Here is a 24,683-nt window from a genome sequence, read left to right as displayed (position 1 = left end):
TGATCCCCGCGGCGTTGGTTTACGCAATTAACAGCTGATGATTCGCCAGCAGCGTCGCCAGGTCCGTCTGCACGCCGTTCAGCGTCACCAGGGTGGTTGGCGAGAACTGGCCGCCGGTACCGTCCAGATCCACCTGGATTTCGGTATTGCTGCCGTTCTGCACCACGCGGACATAATCGGTAATGTTGCCCGCGCTGCTGTCCAGCATGGCCACGCCGTTCACATAGCTCGCCGAGCCCGTGCCGGTATAGCCGCTGCCGGAGAGCAGATCGCGCAGGTCAATACGATCCGTGTCCGCGGTCCCTTCCCAGGTGCCGACGGTGAAGCCGTTCACCACGTCGTGACCGTTACCGCCCGTCGCGTCCGACGCGTTGATCAGCTTGTAGAGCAACGTATCGTGACCGCCGCTGCCGATGTTGAAGGTGTCGTTCCCGCCGCGGCCTTCGAACTGGTTATCACCGCTGTTGCCGGTAATGACGTCGTCGAAGTTCGAGCCGTTGATGCCCTCAATGTTGAGCAGTCGTGACGTACCGAACCCGGTGTCCTGCGCGGTAGAGAGACGCAAATCAACGGTTACGCCGGAAGTCGCATTGCGGTAATCCACCACGTCCATCCCGCCGGTGTTGCTCCAGGTGTCGTAGTCGGAATGGGTATTCCAGCCGCCGGAACCGTTGTAGGTATAGGTGCCATCCTCTGCGATAAAGGTGTCGTTATACCCGGTCCCGGTGAGGGTCCCGCTGTGGCCGCCTGTAGCTGCTTCAGCCGTCAGGACGTAGCCCTCTTTGCCGTTGCCCGCCTCCAGACCGCTCCAGGTGACGTTATCCGACACGCCGTTGGTGATCTTCAGGATCTCGGCCGAATAGGTTTCATTCGGATCCAGCCCGTAGAAGCTCACCAGCGCAGAGGTATCGTTCGAACCAATACCAGACTGGGCGTTGATGATCTGCGAAGCCACCAACACGCCCGCGGCGTTGTACAGATTGACCGTGTTGCCGTAGTAGGCGTTGATGCCCTCGCTGTCGACAATGTGCAGGTGCATCGCGGTACCGTCAGCAATTTTGGCGCTGTTTTGCACCAGCATCACCTTGCCGTTCTGCTGCGACACCAGCAGATCCTTCGCGCCGTCCCAGTTGTAGTCCACTGCCGCCACGCCGGTGGCGTAGGCCAGGCCAGTTTTAAGCTGGCTGGCGGTCCAGCTGGAACCGTAGCCGTTGTTGGTGAACAGCGTCGCCGTCTGTGAACCGCCGTAGGTGCTGAGCTTGATGATGTCCATCTGCCCGTCCCCGTTCCAGTCCACCGCCACCGAGAGATACCCCGCCGTGGCGTTAGAGGCTTCCACCGCGCTCTTGGTGGTCGAGAGCTTCCCGGTACCGTCGTTGTAGTAGATCACCCCGCCGTTGTTGTTGTAGCTGCTGCCCAGGTACAGATCCATGTAGCCATCGCCGTTGAAATCCGCCCACGTCATGGACGCCGCCGTGGTGGTATTCGCGGCGTTTACCACAAACACGTTGGTCAGGTTCTGGCCGATGGAGAGCGTGCCGTTGCCGTTGTTGTTGATCACGGTTAACGAGTACGCGCCGCTGCGGTTGGTGTGCTGGATAATATCCACCGTACCGTCGTTGTTCAGGTCGACGCCGGAGATTTCACGCCCGGAGTCGAACTGGCCGTAGAAACCGCCCTCCCCGCCGGTGCCGTCCGGCGACAGGACGCCGTTGTTGTTCACCAGGTAGGTCAGTGAGTCCATACCGGCATCGCCGTACGCCAGATCCAGATAGCCATCGCCGGTTTTATCGTACGCAATCACGCCGCCGTACCAGATGGTGGTCCCCATCGCCAGCTGGCTGGCGTTATAGGTGCTGCCATCGTAGGTCCACATCACCTGAGTAGACCCGGCGTAGGTATTCTCGGTCGCGAAGATATCCTGCGTGCCGTTACGGTCAAAGTCGGCGGCGGTCTGGCTCACCACGTAGTAGCCGCGGGTGTTGGTCAGCGTATTGCTGGCATAGGTCGAGCTATCGCTGCTGGAGTAAGCCTGAGTGTTCGCAATGATATTCCACAGACCGCTGCTGTTCATGCCGAGGGTCATGGTGGAGTTGTTGCTGTTCCCCGCCGTGGTCGCCCAGTCGGTATTCACCGTGGTGGTATCAATCACCAGGCTGCCGGTCGCCGTACCGGTGGTATTGCCGTTACCCGCGCTGCTCTTCACCTGCGCCGTCACACTGTAGCCCGCCACGCTCAGGGCATCGCCGTCCGGGATCTGCAGGTACCAGGTATTGTGATCCGGGTCGACTACCACGGCACCCCCCGTCTGGGAGGTGTAGGTTTTCCCGTTCACCGTCACCACCAGGTATTCACCGTTCACCAGGTCGGTGGAGACGGTACCGCTGACGATTGGGGTGGTATCTGACGTGGTCTGGGCGGTAATCGCCGCCGTGGTGGTCGGGATGCTGGTATCAACGTTCAGCACGAAGCCGTCCGATTCCGTGTAGTTACCGGCTTTGTCGGTCACGCGCACGATGTACGTGTGATTGCCATCGCTCAGGCCGTTATCCTGGAAGGACCAGCTTGCGCTGCCGTTCATGGTCACCTGACCGAGCAGAACGCCGTCGCGGTATAGCCGGACGATCTCGCCGTCTTCAGGGGCGCGGTTGAGCGTACCGTTGATCAGCGGTGCGTTATCGTCCGTGGCCACCGTGCTGCCAAAGGTGCCCTGACGCTCGCCTTCACCGTCGGTATAGCTCACTACCGTGCCTACCGTAGCTGGCGGCGTGGTGTCCACCGTCACCACCTGAGAGGCGGTGGAGCCGACGTTGCCCGCCAGGTCGATAATCCGCACCTGCCAGGTGTAGTCTCCGTCAGGCAGAACGCGGGTATCTGTGTAGCTCCAGCGCTGGTTGGTGACCGTGGCATCAATCCAGGTGTTTCCGCCGTCGAGGCTGATCTGCACCCGTTCGTCGCTCGCCAGCGCGCTGCCCAGCGAGCCGTTGATGGTCAGGGTGGTGTCCATAGTGATGAAATCACTCCCGGACTGCCCGGTATCATCGCTGATGCTGTCGATGGTGATGCCGTACTGCGGCGCCTGGGTATCCACCGTCACGGTCTGGGTGGTAGTGGCACCGACGTTGCCCGCCTGATCGACTACCCGCACCTGATAGCTGTAATCCCCGTCGGCCAGGGTGCGCGTGTCGTTATAGCGCCACTGGGTACCGCTTACCGTGGCATACACCCAGGTGCTGCCGCCGTCCATGCTCACCTGCACGTACTCACCCGCACCTAGCTCTGCACCGAGCGTTCCGTGCAGCGTGTACGAGGTCGAACTGGTCAGGAAGTCGTTATTGTCGAAGCCAGTATCCACGGTGATGTTATCCACCGTCACCGTAATCGCCGCATCCGGGGCGACCGTATCGACGGTCACCTGCTGATGGGCGCTGGCGCCCACGTTGCCCGCCGCATCCACCACGCGCACGTAGTAGTCATAGGTCTGGTTACCCAGCGTACGTCCGTCCACGTAGTACCAGCTGCTGCCGGTGACAATCACGTTCTGCCAGGTGACGCCGCCGTCGATGCTGATCTGGGCATACTCGCCGTCGGCCAGCGTCGCGCCGAGCGAGCCGTGCAGCGTCAGGGACGTATCGTTGGTGATAAAGTCGCTGCTGCTCAGGCCGGTATCGTCGCTGATGCTGTCGATAGCGATCGTTTTGCTGGCGTCCGGCGCAACCGTATCAATCGTCACGACCTGGCTGGCGGTGGCGCTGATGTTGCCCGCGTCGTCAATCACGCGCAGCTGGTAGTGGTAATCCCCGTCGGCCAGCGTACGACCGTCCACGTAGGTCCAGGTCAGGCCGCTCACGCTGACGTCGGTCCAGGTGACGCCGCCGTCGAGGCTGATCTGCGCGTGGTCGCCGCTGCCCAGCGCCGCGCCGAGCGTCCCTTTCAGGCTGATCTGGTTGTCGCTGGTGATAAAGTCGCTGCCGGACAGGCCGGTATCCTGGGTAACGGAATCCACGGTAATGGTCGTTGCCGCAGGCTTCGTCAGGTCAATCACCACGTCCTGGCTGTCCGTTGCCCCCACGTTACCCGCGCTATCGATCACCCGCACCTGGTACTGATACGAACCGTCCGTCAGGGTGCGGCCATCGGTGTAGCGCCACGTGGTGCCGGTCACCGTCAGGTCAATCCAGGTGGTGCCGCCGTCGAGGCTGATCTGCGCCTTCTCGTTATTGCCGAGCTGCGCGGTAAGGGAGCCGTTGACCACTACCTGCTTATCGTTGGTGATGAAATCCGTCGCGCTCAGGCCGGTGTCGTTTTGCAGCGAATCAATGCTGATGCCCATCGACGGCGCGGTGAGATCGACGGTGACGGTGTGGTTATCGCTGGCGCTGTTGCCGATGGCGTTGCTGACCTGCGCCTTAATCACGTACGAACCGCCGTCTGCCAGCGCGGTGACGTCTGCGCTGCCCACCGTGTAGCTCCAGGTGCCGTCATTCTGCACGGTCGCCGCGTAGGTTTTGCCGTTCAGGGTGATGGTCACCGTCTGGCCCGCAGGCGCGTCGGTGGTGCCGCTGACGACCAGCGGCGTGCCGTGTTCGGCCGCATTGACGATATCGTCCTGCGCAAAAGTGTTAATGGTGATGGTTGGGACATCGCCGTTCAGCGTCACGTCGTGCGTTGCGCTACCCGGGTTGCCCGCCCTGTCGCTTACCGACGCGGTAATGGTGTAATCCCCGTCGCTCAGGCCGAGGAAATCACGCCCCGGCACGAAGACCGACCACGTTCCGTCCGCCCCGACGGTCGCCTGATAGCTGTGCCCGCTGAAGGAAACGGTCACCGTCTGGCCCTGTTCTGCCGTGGTGGTGCCGCGGATGGTCTGACCCGCCAGCTGCTCCGCGTTGTTGACGATATCGTCATCCGCCACGGTGCTGATGGTCACGGTCGGCGCAGCGGTATCCACCGTTAAGGTGTGCGTGGTCTGGCCGCCGTTACCGGCTTTGTCGTTGACCGACGCGGTGACCGTCAGCGCCCCCTGGCTCAGGATAGCCAGATCTGCCGCCGGCACATCGAGCGTCCAGGTGCCGTCGCTGCCCACAAGCGCAGTGTAGGTTTTGCCGCCCAGCGTCACGGTGACGGTCTGGCCCGCCTCCGCGCTGGACGATCCGTGTACCGTCAGTGGCTGCTGCGCTTCCAGCGCATTCAGCATGTCGTCACCCGACAGCGTCGCAATGCTTACGACAGGCGCGGTGGTATCCACCCTGATGCCGTGCGTCGCCGAGGCGCTGTTGCCCGCGCTGTCCTGCGCCGACACGGATACCTGATAGCTCGCGCCATCGGCCAGGGCACCCACGTCTGCGGCCGGAACGGTGGTCGTCCAGCTGCCGTCGTTCTGGATGGTGGCCGTATAGGTCTTGCCGTTCAGCGTCACGGTGACCTGCGTCCCGCTGGCGAACTGGGCACTGGAGCCGTTAATCACCAGCGAACTACCCGCTTCTGTCGCGTTGATGACGTCGTCACCGCTGAGGGTATTCACCGTCAGCGCCACGGAAGCCGTATTCACCACCACATCGTGAGTCTGGGTGCTGCTGTTGCCCGCGCTGTCGGTAATGGTCGCGCTAATGGTCACGGTGCCGTCGGTCAGGGCAGAAATCACGCTGGCCGGAACGCCCACGCTCCAGTTGCCGCTGGCGTCAACGGTGGTGGTGTACTGGTTTGAACCGATGGTGATGACCAGCTTATCGCCGACGCTCGCGCCGGTTGCCGTTCCGCTCACGATCTGCGCCTGCCCGTGCTCCACGCTGTTGATGACGTCATCGCCCGCCACAGCCTTAAAGCTGACGGACGGCGGTGTGGTATCAAGCGTAATCGCTTTGCCCGCGCTGCCCGGGTTACCCGCGGCGTCGCTCACGCTGACCTGCAGGGTGTAACCGTTATCGGCCAGTGCGGAGAGGTCAGTGCCCGGTACGTTGACGCTCCAGATACCGCCCTGCTGCACCTGAGCGGTATAGCTCTTGCCGCCCAGCGTCACGGTGACCGTCTGCCCGGCTTCCGCCGTGGTGGTGCCGGAGATGGCCACGCCCGCAGCCGCTTCGCTGCCGTTAATCACGTTATCACCTGCCACCGTATCAATCGTCACGGTCGGCGCGGTCGCGTCCACGCTGTACTCGCGGCCTGCCGTCGCGCTGTTGCCGTGCACGTTGGTGACGCTCACCTGCACGCTGGCGTCGCCGTCCTTCAGACCCGCGAGATCCGCGGAAGGCACGGTGGCCGTCCAGTTGCCTTCGGCATCCACTTTCGCGGTGTAGGTTTTGCCGCCGAAGGCGATTGTGACGGTCTGGTTTTCCTCCACGTTCGAGGTGCTGCCCGAGAGCACCAGATCCGCGCCTTTCTCCGCCGCGTTAATCACGTCGTCGGTGGCGATCGCATCGATGCTGATCGCCACGGCCGCCAGATCGACGGTGACGTCGTGACTGATGGAGACCGGGTTGCCCGCGCTGCTCTGGCCTGCCACGGTGACGGTCACCGCGCCTGCTGCCAGGGCACCCACGTCTGCGGCCGGGATCGCCGCGCTCCAGGTACCGTTCGCCAGCACGGAGGCCGCATAGGTTTTGCCGTTAACGGTCACGGTGAGCGTGGTGCCCGCCGCCAGCCCGTCGCTGGAACCGGTGACGATCAGGTTCTGTCCGTGCTCGATGCTGTTGATCACATCATCGCCCGCCACGGTATTGATACGCAGACCCGGCAGGCTGGCGTCTATAACGATTTCGCGCTCGCCCGCGCCGGTATTGCCGTGGCCGTTGGTGACGGTCGCCGACACGGTCAAATCGCCGTTGCCCAGCGCCGTCAGGACGGACTCCGGCACACTCACGGACCAGGTCAGATCGCTCTGCACCGTCGCGGTGTAGCTGTTGCCGCCGATGTTCACCGTCACCGTGTTACCGGCTTCCGCGTTCGCCACCTTACCGGTGATGGTCTGGCCTGCCGCCACTTCTGCCGCGTTGATGACGTTATCGCCCGCCACGGTGTTGATGGTGACGGTCGGCAGCGCGGTGTCGACCAGCAGGTTCGCCGTATTGCTGACGCTATTGCCCACGCCGTTGGTCGCGGCTGCGCTCAGGGTGTAATTCGCTTCGCCCAGACCCGCCAGATCCGCCGCCGGAACCGTCAGGCTCCAGGTGCCGTCTGCGGCGGTCGTTGCAGTGTAGCTTTTTCCGTTGAGGGTCACGGTCACCAGGGTGCCTTCCGCGAGGTTGGCGCTGGTGCCGCTGACGCTTAGTTCCTGACCTTTTTCCACCGCGTTCAGGACGTTATCGCCGCTGATGGCGTTAAAGCCCACGGACGGCAGCCCGGTGTCCACGGTGACGTTATGGCTGCCGCTGCCGGTGTTGCCCGCCGCGTCGGTAACAGACGCAGTGACGGTCACGGTGCCGTCGCTGAGACCGGAAATCACGCTGGCCGGAACGCCCACGCTCCAGTTCCCCGCCGCGTCCAGCACGGTGGTGTAAGTCTGGCCGCCAATCGTGACGGTGACCTTATCGCCCGCTGCTGCGCCGGTGGCGGTGCCGCTGATGATTTGCGCCTGCGCGTGCTCAGCGAGGTTAATCACGTCATCGCCCGCCACGGTGTTGATGGTCACCGCAGGCACGGTCACGTCCACCGTCAGGTTATGGTTTACGGATGCCGGGTTGCCCGCCTTGTCGCTTACGCTCGCGGTCACGGTGACGCTGCCGTCGCTGAGCGACGCCAGATCCGCTGCCGGAACGTTCAGCGTCCAGCTGCCGTCCGCGCTGACGGTTGTGGTGTAGTCCTTGCCGTTCAGCGACACGGTCACGGTCTGGCCCGCTTCGGCGGTGCTGGTGCCGGAAACCGTCAGGTCAGACTGCGCTTCCGTGGCGTTCAGGATGTCGTCAGTCGCAATCGTATTAATGGTGACGGACGGCGCGGTGGCATCCACGCTGTACTCGCGGCCCGCCGAGGCGCTGTTGCCGTTCACGTTGGTGACGCTCACCTGCAGGCGGGCGTCGCCGTCCTTGAGGCCCGCCAGATCCGCAGCCGGCACGGTATAGGTCCAGTTGCCGTCTGCTTCTACGGTAGTGGTGTAGATTTTACCGTTCAGGCTCAGGGTGACGGTCTGCCCGGCTTCCACGTTGGTGGTCGCGCCGGACAGCACCAGATCCGCCCCTTTCTCCGCCGCGTTGATCACGTCGTCGGCGGCAATGGCGTTGATGCTGATGGCAACGGTAGCCAGATCCACGGTCACGTCGTGGCTGATGGTAATCGGGTTACCCGCCGCGCTGTCGCCGGTGACGCTGATTTTTACTGTGCCTTCCGGCCACGCGCTCACGTCCGCAGACGGAACCGCCGCGCTCCAGGTGCCGTCCGCCAGCACCGTCGCCGCATAGTCTTTGCCGTTCACGGTAACGGTCAGCGTAGTGCCCGCCGCCAGCCCGTCGCTGGAGCCGGAAACGATCAGGTTCTGCGCATGCTCAATGCTGTTGACCACGTCGTCGCCCGCCACGGTGTTCACGCGCAGGCCCGGCAGGTTAGCGTCGATCGCAATCTCACGCTCGCCGCTGCCGGTGTTGCCGTGGCCGTTGGTGACGGTTGCCGTCACGCTCAGGCTGCCGTTGCCGAGTGCGGTCAGCACATCAGACGGCACGTTCACGGACCAGCTCAGATCGTTCTGCACCGTTGCGGTATAGCTGTTGCCGCCAATGGTCACGGTTACGGTGTTGCCCGCTTCGGCATTCGCCACGGTACCGCTCAGGGTCTGGCCTGCCGCCACTTCCGCCGCGTTGATAACGTTATCGCCCGCCACGGTGTTGATGGTGACGGTCGGCAGCGCGGTGTCGACCAGCAGGTTCGCAGCGCTGCTCACGCTGTTGCCCACGCCGTTGGTGGCGGTCGCATTGAGGGTGTAACTGGCCTGACCGAGACCGACCAGATCCGCAGCCGGAACCGTCAGGCTCCAGGTGCCGTCTGCAGCGGTCGTTGCGGTGTAGTTTTTACCGTTGAGGGTCACGGTCACCACGGTGCCTTCCGCCAGGTTGGCGCTGGTGCCGCTGATGCTCAGATCCTGACCTTTTTCCACCGCGTTCAGGACGTTATCGCCGCTGATGGCGTTAAAGCCCACGGACGGCAGCCCGGTGTCCACGGTGACGTTATGGCTGCCGCTGCCGGTGTTGCCCGCCGCGTCGGTAACAGACGCAGTGACGGTCACGGTGCCGTCGCTGAGACCGGAAATCACGCTGGCCGGAACGCCCACGCTCCAGTTCCCCGCCGCGTCCAGCACGGTGGTGTAAGTCTGGCCGCCGATGGTCACGGTGACCTTATCGCCCGCTGCCGCGCCTGTGGCGGTGCCGCTGATAATCTGCGCCTGACCGTGCTCGGCGACGTTAATCACGTCGTCGCCCGCCACGGCGTTGATGGTGACCGCAGGTACGGTCACGTCCACCGTCAGGTTATGGTTTACGGATGCCGGGTTGCCCGCCTTGTCGCTCACGCTCGCGGTAACGGTGACGCTGCCGTCATTAAGCGCGGCCAGATCCGCCGCCGGAACGTTCAGCGTCCAGCTGCCGTCCGCGCCGACGATTGTGGTGTAGTCTTTGCCGTTCAGCGACACAGTCACGGTCTGGCCCGCTTCGGCGGTGCTGCTCCCGGAAATCGCCAGGTCAGACTGCGCTTCCGTCGCGTTCAGGATGTCGTCAGTCGCAATCGTATTAATGGTGACGGATGGCGCGGTGGCATCCACGCTGTACTCGCGGCCCGCAGAGGCGCTGTTGCCGTTGACGTTGGTAACGCTCACCTGCACGCTGGCGTCACCGTCCTTCAGGCCCGCCAGATCTGCCGCTGGCACCGTGGCGGTCCATTTACCGTCGGCATCGACCGTGGCGGTGTAATTCTTGCCGCCGAAGGTGATGGTGACGGTTTGATTTTCCTCCACGTTTGAGGTGGTGCCGGAGAGCTCCAGATCCGCCCCTTTCTCCGCCGCGTTAATCACGTCGTCGGTGGCAATGGCGTCGATGCTGATAGCGACGTTCGCCAGATCCACCGTCACATCGTGGCTGATGGAAACCGGATTGCCCGCGCTGCTCTGGCCTTCAACGGTCACGGTGACCGTGCCCGCTGCCAGGGCACTTACGTCTGCAGAAGGGAGAGCCGCGCTCCATGTACCGTCCGCCAGTACCGTCGCGTGATAGGTTTTGCCGTTTACGGTCACGGTCAGCGCCGTGCCTGCGCTCAGGCCATTGCTGGAACCGGTAATAATCAGGTTCTGTCCGTGCTCGATGCTGTTGATCACATCATCGCCCGCCACGGTGTCCACGCGCAGGCCCGGCAGGCTGGCGTCTATCACGATCTCACGCTCGCCGCTGCCGCTGTTGCCCACGCCGTTCGTCACGCTGGCGGTTACAGTCAGATCGCCGTTGCCCAGCGCCGTCAGGACCGATTCCGGTACATCGACGGACCAGGTCAGATCGCTCTGTACCGTTGCGGTGTAGCTGTTGCCGCCAATCGTTACGGTCACGGTGTTGCCCGCCTCGGCATTCACCACCTTACCGCTAATGGTCTGGCCAGCAGCCAGCTCCGCCGCGTTAATCACGTCGTCACCGGCGACGGTGTTGATAATCACCCCCGGCAGAACGGACTCCACGTTGACGGTGTGCGAGGTGCTGGTGCCGTTGCCGACGCTGTCCGTTGCCGAGGCAGTGACGGTGTAAAGCGCTTCACCCAGTTGACCTACTTCGCTCGCCGGAACGGTCGTGGACCATTTGCCGTTGGCCTCAACCGTGGCGCTGTAGGCTTTGCCGTTGAGCATCACGGTCACCACCGCGCCCGCCGCCAGTCCGGAAGCCGTACCGGTGATGGTCAGATCCTGCGTTTTCTCGCTGCTGTTGATCACATCGTCACCGGAGACGGTGTCGATGGTCAGCACTGGCGCGCTCAGGTTGACTTCCACCTCGCGCGTCGCGCTGTTGCTGTTTCCGGCTTTGTCGGTCAGCGCCGCGGTGATGGTGTAATCCCCGGCGGTCAGGGCACCGACGTCCGCCGCAGGCACGCCCACGCTCCAGTTGCCGGAAGCATCCAGCGTCGCCGTGTAATCTTTGTTATTGATGGTGACGGTCACCACGTCGCCCGCCGCCGCGCCGGTCACTGAGCCGGTAACGATCAGAGCCTGCCCGTGCTCGGCGCTGTTGATCACGTCGTCATCGGAAACGGTGTTGATGGTCAGCTGTGGCACGGTGGTATCGACCAGCACATCGCGAGCCGCGGAGGCCGGGTTGCCCGCTTTGTCGGATACGGCGGCGCTGACGGTATAGTTCCCGTCGGTAATCGCGCCCAGATCCGCAGAAGGCACGGTCACGCTCCAGCTGCCGTTTGCCTGCACGGTGGTGGTGTAATCCACGCCGTTCAGCGTGACGGTCACGGTCTGGCCCGCTTCGGCGTTAGAGACACCGTTGACGACCAGATCCTGCTGCGCTTCGGCGGCATTGATGATGTTGTTGTCGCTGACGATTTCGATGGAGACCGTCGGCGCGGTGGCGTCCACGCCGTACTCGCGTCCCGCCGAGGCGCTGTTGCCGTTCACGTTGGTGACGCTCACCTGCACGCTGGCGTCGCCATCCTTCAGGCCAGCCAGATCTGCCGACGGCACGGTCGCCGTCCAGTTGCCGCTGGCATCCACTTTCGCCGTGTAGGACTTGCCGCCGAACGTGATGTAAACCGTCTGGTTCTCTTCCACGTTGCTGGTAGAACCTGAAAGCACCAGATCTGCGCCTTTTTCTGCCGCATTAATCACATCGTCGGTGGCAATCGCGTCAATGCTGATAGCAACCGTCGCCAGATCGACCTTCACGTGGTGGCTGATGGAGACCGGGTTGCCTGCCGCGCTATTTCCCTCGACCTTCACGGTGACCGTGCCTGCGCCGAGCGCGTTGACGTCTGCCGCCGGAATGGCCGCCGTCCAGGTACCGTCTGCCAGCACCGTGGCCGCGTAGGTTTTGCCGTTGACGAGCACGCTCAGCGCCGCGCCCGCTGCCAGGCCGTCGCTGGAGCCGGTAATAATCAGGTTCTGCGCATGCTCAATGCTGTTAATCACGTCGTCGCCCGCCACGGTATCGACGCGCAGGCCCGGCAGATTGGCGTCGATGGTGATGTCGCGCTCGCCGAAGCCGGTGTTGCCGTGGCCGTTGGTGACGCTGGCTGACACCGTCAGTTCGCCGTTACCGATGGCGGTTAAGACCGTGGACGGCACGTTGACCGACCAACTCAGATCGTCCTGAACCGTCGCGGTATACGTATTGCCGCCGATTGAAAGGGTGACAGTGTCACCGCTCGCCGCGCCGCTCACCTTCCCGCTCAGGGTTTGTCCGGAAGCGACTTCCGCCGCGTTAATCACGTCATCGATGGCGATTGCGTTAATGGTGACCTGCGGCAGCGCGCTGTCGACCAGCACGCTATGGCTGGCGTTCGCGCCGTTGCCTGCGCTATCGGTCACGCTTGCCGTGACGGTATAGCTCGCTTCACCCAGCGCAGAGACGTTCGCCGCCGGAACGGTCACGCTCCAGCCGCCGCTGGCGTTGGTGGTCGCGGCGTAGCTGATGCCGTTCAGGATCACCGTAATGGCTGTACCTTCCGGTTGGTTGCTGGTGCCCGAAATCAGCAGATCCTGGCCTTTCTCGACCGCGTTAATCACGTCGTCAAGCGCCAGGGTATTGATGGCAATCTCCGGCGCAGCCAGGGAGACGTCAAATTCATGCGTGGCGGTGGTGCTGTTACCCGCTTTGTCGGTGAGGGTCGCGGAAATCGTCTGCTCGCCGTTAGCCAGCGCGCCCACGTCTGCCGCCGGAACGCCCACGCTCCAGCTTCCGGACGCGTCCAGCATCGCGGTGTAGTCTTTGCCGTTCAGGGTGACGGTAATGACGTCACCCGCCTGCGCGCCCGTGACCTTGCCGGAGACGATCAGCGCCTGGCCGTGCTCGGCAATATTCACGATGTCGTCGCCCGCAACGATGTTAAAACTAATCTGCGGTACGGTGGTATCCACCAGCACGGAGGCATCCGCGCTGGCCGGGTTGCCCGCTTTGTCGGATACGGAAGCCGTGACCGTGGCGTTACCGTCGGTGATGCCCGCCAGATCCGCAGCCGGCACGTCCAGGGTCCAACTGCCGTCGGCCTGCACCTGCGCGGTGTACTGCTTGCCGTTGAAGGTTACGGTGACCGTCTGGCCTGCTTCGGCAGTGGACGTCCCGCTCAGGGTCAGATCCTGCGCTGCCTCAGCCGCGTTCAGCATGTTATCGCCGCTGATGGTATTAATGGTCACCGTTGGCGCGGCGGTATCAACGCTGAACTCCTGCGCAGACGACGCCGCGTTGCCGTTCAGGTTGCTCACGCTGACCTGCACGCTGGCGTCACCGTCCTTCAGGCCGCTCAAATCGGCTGCCGGTACGGTGTACGTCCAGTCGCCGTTGGCGTTCACCGTCGTGGTGTAGGTTTTACCCGCAAAGGTGATGGTGACGGTCTGGCCCGCTTCTACGTTCGCGGAGGAGCCGGAAAGCACAAGATCCTGACCTTTTTCTGCCGCGTTGAGCACGTTGTCCGCGGTCACGCTGTTGATGCTGACGGCGACCGGCGCGAGATCGACGTCCACGACGGTGCCGATAGTCACCGGGTTGCCGGAAGGATCCTGCGCGCTTGCCTTGATATCCAGCGAACCGTCCGCCCACTGGGACACGTCCGCTGCCGGAACCGCCGCCTGCCAGGTACCGTCCGCCAGTACGGTTGCGGAATAGATCTTACCGTTAATGGTCACCGTGACGGTGCTGCCCGCTGCAAGATCGGTGCTTGAACCGGAAACAATCAGGTTCTGAGCGTGCTCGATGACGTTAATGACGTCATCACCCGCCACGGTATCAATACGCAGGCCCGGCAGTTGGGCGTCGATGGTAAAGTCCAGCGAAGACGAACCGGTGTTGCCGTGTGCGTTGGTGACGCTGGCCGATACGGTCAGTTCGCCGTTGCCGAGCGCGGTTAACTGGCTCTCGGTTAACGGCAGACTCCATGAGAGATCGTCCTGCACGGTAGCGGTGTATGTTTGACCGCCGAGGATAATCGTGACGGTATCGCCCGATGCCGCGTTAGAGACCTTCCCGGTCAGGGTTTGCCCTGCGGTGACTTCCGCCGCGTTGACGATATTGTCGGTCGCGAAAGTGTTGATAGTGACGACCGGCAACGCGCTGTCCACCAGCACATCGTGCGAGGTTGAGGCGCTGTTGCCCACATTATCGGTAACGCTCGCCGTCACGGTGTAATTGGCTTCGCCCAGCGCGCTCACCGCAGAGGCAGGCACGGTGACGCTCCAGCTGCCGCTGGCGTTAGTGGTGGTGGTGTAGTTGATACCGTTCAGGTTTACGGTGATGGTGGTCCCTTCCGGCTGGTTGCTGGTACCGGAAAGCAGCAGATCTTCACCCTTCTCTGCCGCATTGATCACGTCATCTACGGCCAGCGTGTTAATACCGATAACAGGCGTCACGGTATTCACCACCACATCCAGAGAACTGCTGCCGGTGTTGCCGGAGCGATCGGTCACGGAGACGTTAATGGTCCAGGTACCGTCCGTCAGCCCCTGAACGACGGATGCAGGCAGGCCGAGGCTCCAGTTGCCCGCAGCATCCACCGCGGTGGTGTAGTCCACGTTATTAATAGTGATGGTGACCAAATCGCCCGCCGCCGCGCCGGTGACGGAGCCGCTCAGGATCTGCGCCTGAGAATGGGCCAGTTGGTTAACGGTGTTGGTGTCGGTGACAAAGTCATTAATGGTCACCTGCGGCACGGTGGCATCCACCAGCCCAACGCGGTCCGCACTGCTGCTGTTACCTGCCACGTCGCTGACGGAGGCCGTCACGGTGACAGTGCCGTCTGCCAGCGCGCCAACGTCGGCGGCAGGCACGTTCAGCGTCCAGGTGCCGTCAGCTTGTACGGTAGTTTGATAGTTTTTGCCGTTCAGCGTCACGGTGACCGTCTGGCCCGCTTCAGCGGTTGTGCTGCCGCTGAGCACCAGATCCTGCTGCGCTTCTGCCGCATTGATGATGTTGTCGTCGGTCAGATTATCGAGCGTAATGGTCGGCGGCTGCGTATCGACGGTCACCACGCGTGAGGCGTCCGCGCTGTTGCCGCTGACGTTGGTCACGCTGACGCTTACCTGCGCCCGCCCGTCAATCAGCGTTTCCATGGCGTTCGCCGGGACGGTCAGGCTCCAGGAGCCATCCTGCTGCACCTGCGCGGTAAAAGTCTGGTCGGCAAATTTCACCACCACGGTTTGCCCCGCCTCCACGCCCTGCGTCTGGCCGGAAAGGGTTAAATCGCTCCCTTTTTCTGCCGCGTTCAGCAGGTCATCGCCGGAGACGGTATCAATGGTGACCGCCACGGCGTTGAGATCGAGTTCAATCGGGTGTTCAGCCGCAACGGTGTTGCCCCAGGCATCTTCCGCGCTGACGCTGACCGTCATACCTCCGGCCGTCCAGGCCTGCAGATCCGCAGCAGGAACGCCAATGCTCCAGCCGCCGCTGGCGGTCACCACGGCCTGATATTCGACATTGTTGATGGTGACGACAATCGGCGTACCTGCGGCCAGATGGGTGCTGGCGCCGGTGACGGTCAGATCCTGCTGCTGCTCGATGGCGTTGATTACGTCATCGCCGGAAATGGTGTTTACACGCAGACCCGGCAGTTCCGCGTTGATATTGATATCGCGCTCGCCGGTGCCGGTATTACCGTGTCCGTTGGTCACGGAGGCGGTAAAGGTCAAATCCCCGTCGCCGAACGCCTGAAGATCCGCTGAAGGGATTGTGACGTTCCAGGTCAGATCGCTGCCCACCGTGGCGCTGTAACTCTTACCGCCAACGGTAACAGACACCGTATCGCCCGCCGCCGCACCGGTAACGCGGCCACTGAGGGTTTGGTCCACGCCCGCTTCGGCGTTATTAACCAGGTTATCACCCGCAAAGGTGTTAATGATCACCTTCGGCAGCACGGTATCGACCAGCAGATTCGCCTCTGCGGAGCCGCTGTTACCCACGCTGTCGGTGCCGCTGACGCTGACGTTATAAAGGGTGTTCGCCAGATTCAGGACGTCGGATACCGGCACCTGAACCGCCCAGATACCGTTTTCGACGGTCGCCTGATAGTTGACGTTGTTCAGCGTCACGGTAACGGCGCTGCCGTCCGGCAGGTTGCTGGTGCCGCTCAGGCTCAGCGGCTGCATCGCCTCCCGGGCATTCAGCACGTTGTCCTGGCTGATGGCGTCAATCGTAAATTCCGGCGGGTTGCCGCTCAGCGCAATGCCGTGCGTGGCGCTACCGGTGTTCCCCGCTGCGTCGGTGACGGAGACGGCAATGGTGTGGTTGCCCTCACCCAGCGCGCCGACGACGGCGGCAGGAACGCCCACGCTCCAGCTGCCGTCTGCCTGTACGACGCCGGTGAAGGTCTGGCCGCCAACGGTCACGGTGACGACATCGCCTGCCGCCGCGCCGCTCGCCTGCCCGGAAATGATCTGCGCCTGGCCCTGCTCGCTGGTGTTGAGGATATCGTCGCCCGCGACGGTGTTGATGGTGACGACCGGCGCGTTGGTATCTACCGTGAAATCCGCGGTCACGGACGAGCCGTTGCCCGCTTTGTCGCTGACGTTCACCGTCAGGGTGTGGTGACCCTCATTAAGGGCCTGCACCTCGCTGGCCGCCAGCGTGACGGACCAGGTGCCGTCGCTGCCCACCGTGGCGTTATAATTTTTGCCGTTCAGCGTCACCGTCACAATCTGCCCGGCTTCCGCGTTGGTTTTACCACTCAGCGTCAGCGGCTGGTTGTGCTCAGCGGCATTAATGATGTTGTCCTGCGCGAGCGTATCGACGGAGAGCGTTGGCGCAGCGGTATCCACGCCAATCGTCTGGCTTCCGCTCACGGTGTTACCCGCCGCGTCTTTGCCGCTGACGCTGACGGTCCAGGTACCGTCGCTGAGCGCCTGCGCGTCTGCCGCAGGCACGTTAACGTTCCACGCGCCGTCTGCTCCCACCTGAGCGGTGTAGGTTTTGCCGTTCAGCGTTACGGAAACGTCGGTTCCCTGCGCCAGATGCTGACTGCTGCCGGACAGCGTAAAGCCTGCGGACTGTTCGCTGGCGTTAATCACGTTGTCACCCGCCGTTGTCGCCAGCGTAAGCGTGGCCTCGGACGTAGAAACGGTCACGGTGATGTTGCCCGCTGACGTGGTTTTACTGCCGTCGATCTGCACCACCGACCAGGTGTGCTCTCCGTCGGCCTGGGTCGGGAGTTTTACCGTCCAGGTGCCGTCTTTACCGACCATCGCGCTGGCGATGGTGCTGCCGCTGCCGTCTTTAATCTGGATGGTCGCGCCCGGCTGACCGGTACCGCTGAAGGTCGGCGCGTTATCGTCCGTGAGGGCGTTTGCGCTCAGCACTCCCTGCTTGTCGCCCACCTTGTCCGACAGCAGGAAGGTCGGCGTGGCGCTTTCCACTTCTTTGGTGTTATCAATGACTTTCGTTTTGGTTTCGCCGTCACCGCCGTGGGCCAGCAGTGCGCCGATAGCACCGCCGCCTAACGCCGCCCCTGCAATCCAGCCCCACGGGGCATCGCTCAGGACGTTTCCCTGCTCCAGGAAGGGTTCAATGCTGCTAATGGGTGTGGCCTGCGCGGTTAATTCAGTAGCGGCAACGCCTGACGCTTCCCCGGCATCGGCAAAAGAGAGATGAGTCAGTTCCTGCCCGTCGTTGAACACCAGCTCTGACTGATGTTGGGTTTCAGGATCTTCAACAAAATAGTTATTGCAGCGAATAACGCTGCCGTCCTTCATATAAATGAGAAGGTCTTTACCCTGGCGGACATAACGCACCACGTCCTGAGCAGAGCCCTGAATTTCAATCACGCTCGGCGATGAAATAGAGACCGACAGATTTCCTTCGCCGGTTAATTTCGTTTTCTCCGCCGTTTTGCGAATGATGACATCAACAACCTTTACGTTACTCATATTCCTCTCCTTGCAGGTGTACGGATCCCTGTGGATATATCCACCAGACGGATGTAGCTATCCCTGGGAAAAAACACCCATTATTTTCAGACTTATTTCGTGCAGCTATGCGTGGCTTTTGTTAACTCAAATCGGGTAATTTTGCGGCAGCGTTTTTCTCTATTCCAATAAGCGGCATTAAATTATCAACCGCGGAAGCATAATTAATTGCCGAACTCCAGCCATCATACTCGGCGATTATTTTCGCCGACGTGGCCTGCCAGACATCCTGCTCAACGCTGAGCAAATCATTAATGCTCCGCTTGCTCAGGGTGTATTCATTTTTATAAACCTCGCGGGCCCGCAGCGCATTTTCCAGCTGCCGCTTCCCGGCCTCCATTCTTCCCCGTGCGCCGGTCCAGTCAGCTTGCGCGACGGAGGCCTTTTGCAGCACGTCGAAACGCGCCTGATCGACCTGAGAGGACGCCATCGCCCGGGCGCCCTCAGCCTGACGCACGCGTGCGGATACCGCGCCGCCCTGATAAAGCGGTGCGTCAATATTAAGCTGGATCTGGTCGTCCCAGTATGAGCGGTTGTCCGACTCGTAACGCGTGCGTCCCCCCTTCAGGCTCAGGGTTGGCCAGTGCTGGGACTTCGCCGTTTCAACACCATACTGGGCCGAACGTTCCATATTCTGCGCGGCCATTACCGCCGGTATTAACGAATAATCAATGCGGTTGAGCGAATCCGGCTCAACGGCGAGGTTTGCGGGTACCGGCGAATAATGATCTGCCTGCATTCCGGTTAATACCGCGAGCCTTGCGCGGGCGCTGTTCAACGCGGCGTTATACTGCGCCACCGTCGCCTGCATGCCGGCAATACGCGTGCGGGTCTGGAGTTCATCGGAGGTGGAACTCACGCCCGCATCGGCGCGCAGTTTTGCCAGCTGCTCCACGTTTTTCAGTGCCTGAACATTCTCTTTTGCCGCCTGTAGCAGGTCGGAATAACGTTTGACCTCCACGTAGCCGAGCGCCGTTTTTTCCGCCACGTCAGAAAGCGTGCTCATCAGCTGGTAGCGGTAGCTATCGCGCTGGGCGGAAGACTGGCTGATGCTGTTGTTGGTCTTGCCAAAATCGTATATCAGCTGGGTCAGGCTCACCCCCCAGGCCGCAGAGTTCTTCAGCGAACCGCTGGAATCGGTGGTCTGGCTATGCCCCGTACTCCCGTTCAACGCTATTTGCGGCATCCAGCCGCTGCGCGCCTCGTCTATTTGCGCCTGACCAATACCTAACTGCGCGGCCTGCTGGCTAATTGACGGATCGCGATCGATAGCGAAAAGAATACTTTCCTTTAAGGTCGTCGTTGCCATCGGGGCAATACCTACCGCGCCACTATTGGCATAAGCCGTATTTAGGGCTAATGAAATTAACGCCAGCGTAGCTATAAATTGGCGTGAAACAGGCTTGCGTAATATCGTCATTTTATCTCCCTGACTCTGAGTGATACTCAAGCAATTACCCAAAAAGAGGTACAGATAATTAGACAAATATCTTATTTAACTTCCTCGCTAAATTTCAGGTAAAGCTCCCCATACCCATTTCCGATGGAGATGAGATCCGCCTTTGTCTTATTAAATTTAAGAAATTACTTATTTCATAAGTTGATTTGCAGCATAACAAAATGTGGTATAGGCCACTACACCCACAATGTTAATGCAGTGTTACATATAAGAAAAAACATGGGGTTTCTGGACAAAACTCCGAAAATAGCCTTTCAGATGAAACATCAAAACACACTGTAATTTAAGGAAAATTCTTAATCTCCTCTGCGCACATTTTTGCGTTAATTTCTGAGCGGGTCAGACACAAAGATTTTCAAAGAAGTGTCAACTTAAGTAAGAGCCATCGATTTGTTGAAAAATAATTCTAATAAAAAACATATATCAGACATTAAATGCTTTATTTTAATTACATATCAGCATATTCCACCAGTTAATGACAATGCGTTGGTTACATAACCCAAATCGTTGATTAAAACATAACATTAACACTCTGGTTAACATTCAGAACGGCTTAATGATATCCGCTTAATATAATTCCAATAATCAAACATCAACCTGGTTTATGATGCCCCTTCCTTCTGCGTCAAAATGCTGTATTATGCGATTTATTGCGACATTTTGCAGGATTGCTGCCCATGCACAAAACCGCACGTCAACGCTATGTCCTTGATATTCTCAGTGAACAAGGTCAGGCCAGCATCACCGAGCTGGCAGAAAAGCTGCAGGTTTCGGCGGATACCGTTCGTCGGGATCTGACCGATCTGGAAAATCAGGGGCTTGCCCAGAAGAATCACGGCGGGGCTATTGCTCTGAATCTTTCGGCCATGAATCGTCAGGGCCGCAATACCCTGCTGCCGGAAACCAAGCAGCGCCTGGGGAAACAGGTTGCGCAGGCGGTTCCGCCGGGTTCCACCCTGTTTCTGGATGCCGGCAGTACGGTGATGGCCGTCGCCACTTATCTGCAGGGGCCTCACACCGTGATCACTACCTCGCTGGATATCGCCCAGCATTTTAGCGACCGGGAAGACATTGAGCTTATTCTGCTCGGCGGAAAATGGGACCCGAAGCAGCGCCTGTTTGCCGGCAGCGCCACGTTGTCCCTGCTGTCACGCTATCGGGCCGATATCGCCATTCTCGGTGCGTGCGCCCTTCATGCCGAACTCGGTCTGAGTGCCGGTAAAGAAGCGGATGCCGAGGTGAAACGCGCGATGCTCGCCGCAAGCCATGCGCACTGGATTGTTGCCGATCACCTGAAAGTTAACCGCTGCGAGCCGTATCTGGTCTCCGGGCTCACCGATATTCATCAACTCTTTTTAGATCGTCCCTGGCCTGAGCTTGGGGACCCTGGCGCATTACGGGTCACGGTGTGCGCGCAATAACGTGGAGAAGGTCATGAGTAAAGTTCAAACAATCAACATTGCGCTGATCGGGTATGGTTTTGTCGGTAAAACCTTCCATGCCCCGCTGATCCAGTCCGTGGACGGGCTCAAGCTGGCGGTGGTCTCTTCCCGTGATGAAGAGAAAGTGAAGCGCGATCTTCCGGATGTGCTGGTGGTAGCCACGCCCGAAGAAGCCATTCAACATCCTGATGTCGACCTGGTGGTCATTGCCTCCCCTAACGCCACCCACGCGCCGCTGGCGACGCTGGCCCTGAACTCGGGAAAACACGTGGTCGTGGATAAGCCTTTCACTCTGGATATGCAGGAAGCCCGGGACCTGATTGCCCTGGCGGATGAAAAGCAGCTTCTGCTCTCCGTTTTCCATAACCGCCGCTGGGACAGCGATTTCCTCGGCATTAAGCAGATTATTGAGCAAGGCACGGTTGGCAAGGTTAAGCATCTGGAGTCGCATATTGACCGCTTCCGCCCGGAAGTGCGCGTGCGCTGGCGCGAGCAGAACGTCCCCGGCAGCGGTCTGTGGTTTGACCTGGGCCCTCACCTGATCGACCAGACGCTTCAGCTGTTTGGCCTGCCAGAGTCTGTTCAGGGAAATATCGCCACGCTGCGCGACGGCGCAGAGGTTAACGACTGGGCGCACGTGGTCCTCAATTACCCGGATCATAAGGTGGTTCTGCACGCCAGCATGCTGGTGGCTGGCGGTACGGCGCGCTTTACCGTTCACGGGGACAAAGGCAGCGTGGTGAAAGCCAGAATCGATCAGCAGGAAGCGCAGCTGCTGGCTGGCGTAATCCCCGGCAGCGACGCCTGGGGCGAAGACGACGACAGCATGGTGTTCTTCGGAGCTGATGGTAAACCCCAAACGATTGCCACGCCAAAGGGCGATCAGCGGCAGTACTACATCAACGTGCGGGATGCGATGCTCGGGAAGATCGCCAATCCCGTTCACCCTGTCAAGGCGTTAGCGGTCATGGCTGTTCTGGAAGCGGCGGTGAAATCGTCAGAGACGGGGTCAACGCAGACGCTGGCGTTAACTGATGAAGAGTGTGCTCTTCTGGGTTAAAAAACAAGCCGGGTGGCGCTGCGCCGCCCGGCACGAGTTAAAGATTACTGACGCTTATTCGGCATCATGCGCAAAAGAGTATTATCTTTCCAGAAATAGTGGTGCATCAGCGCCGCAAAGGCGTGCAGACCAATCACGAAATAGCCCAGGTTTGCCAGCGTAACGTGCCACTCCTTCAGCACATCCACCAGGTCAAAATTCCCCTCCGCCGCGTGAGGCATCGCCAGACCAAAGGCGAACCAGTCGTTTCCACGGTTATACATCATTACAATGCCAATCAGCGGCAGCGCAATAAACAGCAGATAGACGATCAGATGCCCAAGGTGGGACATACCGGTAATCATCGCTTTAGGTTTAGGTTGAATGGGCGGTGCGGGAAACTTCAGGCGGATCAGCAATCTCGCCACCATCAGCACCAGAACCGATATGCCGCAGGAGACGTGGATCATGTTAATAAGCGGTCGGTCGGAACGCGGGAAAAAGCCCCTGAATTCCATCGCGCAGTAGGCGACGACGATTAACAAAAACACCATCCAGTGAATCGTGATTTGCAGGCTTGTATATTTAGTGCGCATGGGATTTCCTGAAATAAACAGTCACCGCGCCAACATAATCTCCTTTCCTTAAAAATTCATTAACTTTTCTGTATGGTTTTTCAAATACTTCCCCTCGCATGAAGCATCTTCAATTGCTGCCCTGCCCGTGATGGTCTAAGCCTGGATGAGTTCAAACTGTCGTATCGACACGTTCACAGGAGAACACCATGAGTAAAATTGGCATTAACGGATTTGGACGCATTGGCCGCCTTGTGCTGCGCCGCCTTCTTGAAACCCAGGACAGTAATACCGTCGTCGCCATCAACGACCTCACCTCCCCGAAAGTCCTGGCCTACCTGCTCAGGCATGATTCCAACTACGGTGGCTTCCCCTGGAGCGTGGACTTCACCGAGGATGCGCTGATTGTCGACGGTAAAACCATCGCGGTGTACGCCGAAAAAGAGGCAAAGCACATTCCGTGGAAAGCCGCGGGCGTGGATATCGTCGTGGAGTGCACCGGCTTTTATACCTCAGAAGAAAAATCGCGGGCGCACCTGGACGCCGGTGCGAAGAAAGTGCTGATTTCGGCGCCCGCGGGTGAGATGAAGACCATCGTCTATAGCGTCAATGACGATACCATTGACGCCAGTGATACCATTATTTCCGTCGCGTCCTGCACCACCAACTGCCTCGCCCCGCTGGCAAAAACCCTGAACGACGCGTTTGAAATTAAAGTGGGCACCATGACCACCATTCATGCCTATACCGGCACCCAGGCGCTGGTGGATGGCCCGCGCGGGAAAGATCTGCGCGCCTCGCGGGCGGCGGCAGAAAATATTATTCCGCATACCACCGGTGCGGCGAAAGCCATCGGCCTGGTGATCCCCGCGCTCAGCGGCAAACTAAAGGGTCACGCCCAGCGCGTGCCGGTGAAAACCGGATCGGTAACCGAGCTGGTAGCGATTCTGGGTAAAAAGGTGACGGTCGAGGAGATCAACGCCGCGTTGAAAAAGGCGACCCAGGGGAATAAATCGTTCGGGTATACCGATGACGAGATCGTGTCGTCAGATGTGATTGGCTCGCACTATGGTTCGGTGTTTGACGCCACGCAGACGGAGGTGTCAGAAGCGGGAGACCTGCAGCTGGTGAAAGCCGTTGCCTGGTATGACAACGAGTATGGGTTTGTGACGCAGCTGGTGCGGACGCTGGATAAGTTTGCGGCGCTGTGATTTTCCCCGCACCCTAACCCTCTCCCCAATGGGGCGAGGGGATTGTTCCATGCCTACATTATTTTACGTGCGCCCTTCAGGACAGGATCCTGCTGTAGCTGTTTCCACGCGGCAGTCACCGCCTCCGGAAAGGCAACGTGCGCGATAAAATCCCGCCCGGCCGGGCCATAGCCGTTAACGTCATCATACAGGCGCGGCAGTTCCCCCATAACCAGTGAAAGATAACGGTCAACGGGCCACAGCCCGGCGTTGACCCCACTAAACTCCACGCCCTCTGTGCCGTTTTGCAGTGCTGGCGTAAACCCGGGATGGCTGATCCACTGCGGTGATGAGGGTTCATCGCGGCACACGCGGGCAAACGTCGCCATCGTGCGGCGCTGCATCGTTGGGTCCTGTACCACCAGCACGCGTCCGCTTGTCCGCTGACGCTCTTTCAGCATGTTCCAGCTAAAGCGCGCGTTTTCACCGCAGTTGGTGGAGCGATCTTCAACCCACACGCGCGCCTCGGGGATCTTCCAGAACGCCCGCGCAATGTCGGCAAGAATGCTCGCTTCGGCCCGCCCTTCGACTTGTAAGGTGTGATAACGCGGATGATTGCCGATAGCTGAATATAAAAACGCGGTTGAATGACCAATACCGCCGCTAATCAGGAGCGGGATTTCTCGCTGCGCGGCAATACGGCAGGCTGCCTCAATGGTCGTGATCACCGCGTTCCCTGCCAGAATTACCGCATCGACGTCCGGGGGCTGGCGGCTGCCGCTCAGGTCGTCCTGCGCCAGCCATTCACCGACAGTATTGATAGCCGCCAGCGTGGCATCCGGCAGGATGGGAAAATGGGTCTGTTCCATGATGAACTCCTTCTCGCTATCCCTTCAGGGTAGCGACTTCAGGTT

At 60.4% G+C, this 24,683-nt stretch carries 7 protein-coding genes; 3 read left to right on the top strand and 4 right to left on the bottom strand.

Annotated elements, in window-relative coordinates; translation table 11 throughout:
- Positions 1 to 19: 19 nt before the first annotated feature.
- On the bottom strand, positions 20 to 18,025 hold the full coding sequence (locus tag IM284_RS04930; RefSeq protein ID WP_193055740.1) for an Ig-like domain-containing protein: 18,006 nt from the start codon (positions 18,023 to 18,025) through the stop codon (positions 20 to 22).
- 121 nt (positions 18,026 to 18,146) lie between these two features.
- Positions 18,147 to 19,484 carry a TolC family outer membrane protein gene (locus tag IM284_RS04925; protein ID WP_041910078.1) on the bottom strand — a complete coding sequence of 446 codons (1,338 nt, stop codon included), beginning with the start codon at positions 19,482 to 19,484 and terminating at the stop codon, positions 18,147 to 18,149.
- A gap of 716 nt (positions 19,485 to 20,200) precedes the next feature.
- Between IM284_RS04925 and IM284_RS04920 the strand changes: the two genes are divergently transcribed.
- Positions 20,201 to 20,944, top strand: a complete 744-nt coding sequence (locus IM284_RS04920; protein ID WP_047368512.1) for a DeoR/GlpR family DNA-binding transcription regulator — start codon at positions 20,201 to 20,203, stop codon at positions 20,942 to 20,944.
- A 13-nt stretch (positions 20,945 to 20,957) separates the two neighbouring features.
- A complete protein-coding gene (locus tag IM284_RS04915; protein ID WP_047368511.1) occupies positions 20,958 to 22,025 on the top strand; it encodes an oxidoreductase in 1,068 nt (355 codons plus the stop codon).
- A gap of 44 nt (positions 22,026 to 22,069) precedes the next feature.
- Here the strand turns inward: IM284_RS04915 and cybB are convergent, their stop codons facing one another.
- Complete coding sequence (cybB, locus tag IM284_RS04910; protein WP_047368510.1) at positions 22,070 to 22,600, bottom strand: cytochrome b561; 531 nt, start codon at positions 22,598 to 22,600, stop codon at positions 22,070 to 22,072.
- A gap of 188 nt (positions 22,601 to 22,788) precedes the next feature.
- Between cybB and gap the strand changes: the two genes are divergently transcribed.
- Complete coding sequence (gene gap, locus IM284_RS04905; protein ID WP_047368509.1) at positions 22,789 to 23,790, top strand: type I glyceraldehyde-3-phosphate dehydrogenase; 1,002 nt, start codon at positions 22,789 to 22,791, stop codon at positions 23,788 to 23,790.
- A 53-nt stretch (positions 23,791 to 23,843) separates the two neighbouring features.
- Here gap and IM284_RS04900 read toward each other — a convergent pair whose 3' ends face one another.
- Positions 23,844 to 24,638 carry a YdcF family protein gene (locus IM284_RS04900; RefSeq protein WP_047368508.1) on the bottom strand — a complete coding sequence of 265 codons (795 nt, stop codon included), beginning with the start codon at positions 24,636 to 24,638 and terminating at the stop codon, positions 23,844 to 23,846.
- Positions 24,639 to 24,683 lie beyond the last annotated feature (45 nt).

The sequence above is a fragment of the Enterobacter cloacae complex sp. P12RS genome, from assembly GCF_014895875.1.
Lineage (GTDB): Bacteria > Pseudomonadota > Gammaproteobacteria > Enterobacterales > Enterobacteriaceae > Enterobacter > Enterobacter bugandensis.
Note: the sequence above shows the minus strand (reverse complement) of the source record. Positions and strands in the feature narration are given on the sequence as shown.

Excerpts from the sequence above, each read along its gene's own strand:
- IM284_RS04930 (WP_193055740.1), bottom strand. The coding sequence starts at position 18,025 with ATGAGTAACGTAAAGGTTGTTGATGTCATCATTCGCAAAACGGCGGAG.
- IM284_RS04925 (WP_041910078.1), bottom strand. The coding sequence starts at position 19,484 with ATGACGATATTACGCAAGCCTGTTTCACGCCAATTTATAGCTACGCTG.
- IM284_RS04920 (WP_047368512.1), top strand. The coding sequence starts at position 20,201 with ATGCACAAAACCGCACGTCAACGCTATGTCCTTGATATTCTCAGTGAA.
- IM284_RS04915 (WP_047368511.1), top strand. The coding sequence starts at position 20,958 with ATGAGTAAAGTTCAAACAATCAACATTGCGCTGATCGGGTATGGTTTT.
- cybB (WP_047368510.1), bottom strand. The coding sequence starts at position 22,600 with ATGCGCACTAAATATACAAGCCTGCAAATCACGATTCACTGGATGGTG.
- gap (WP_047368509.1), top strand. The coding sequence starts at position 22,789 with ATGAGTAAAATTGGCATTAACGGATTTGGACGCATTGGCCGCCTTGTG.
- IM284_RS04900 (WP_047368508.1), bottom strand. The coding sequence starts at position 24,638 with ATGGAACAGACCCATTTTCCCATCCTGCCGGATGCCACGCTGGCGGCT.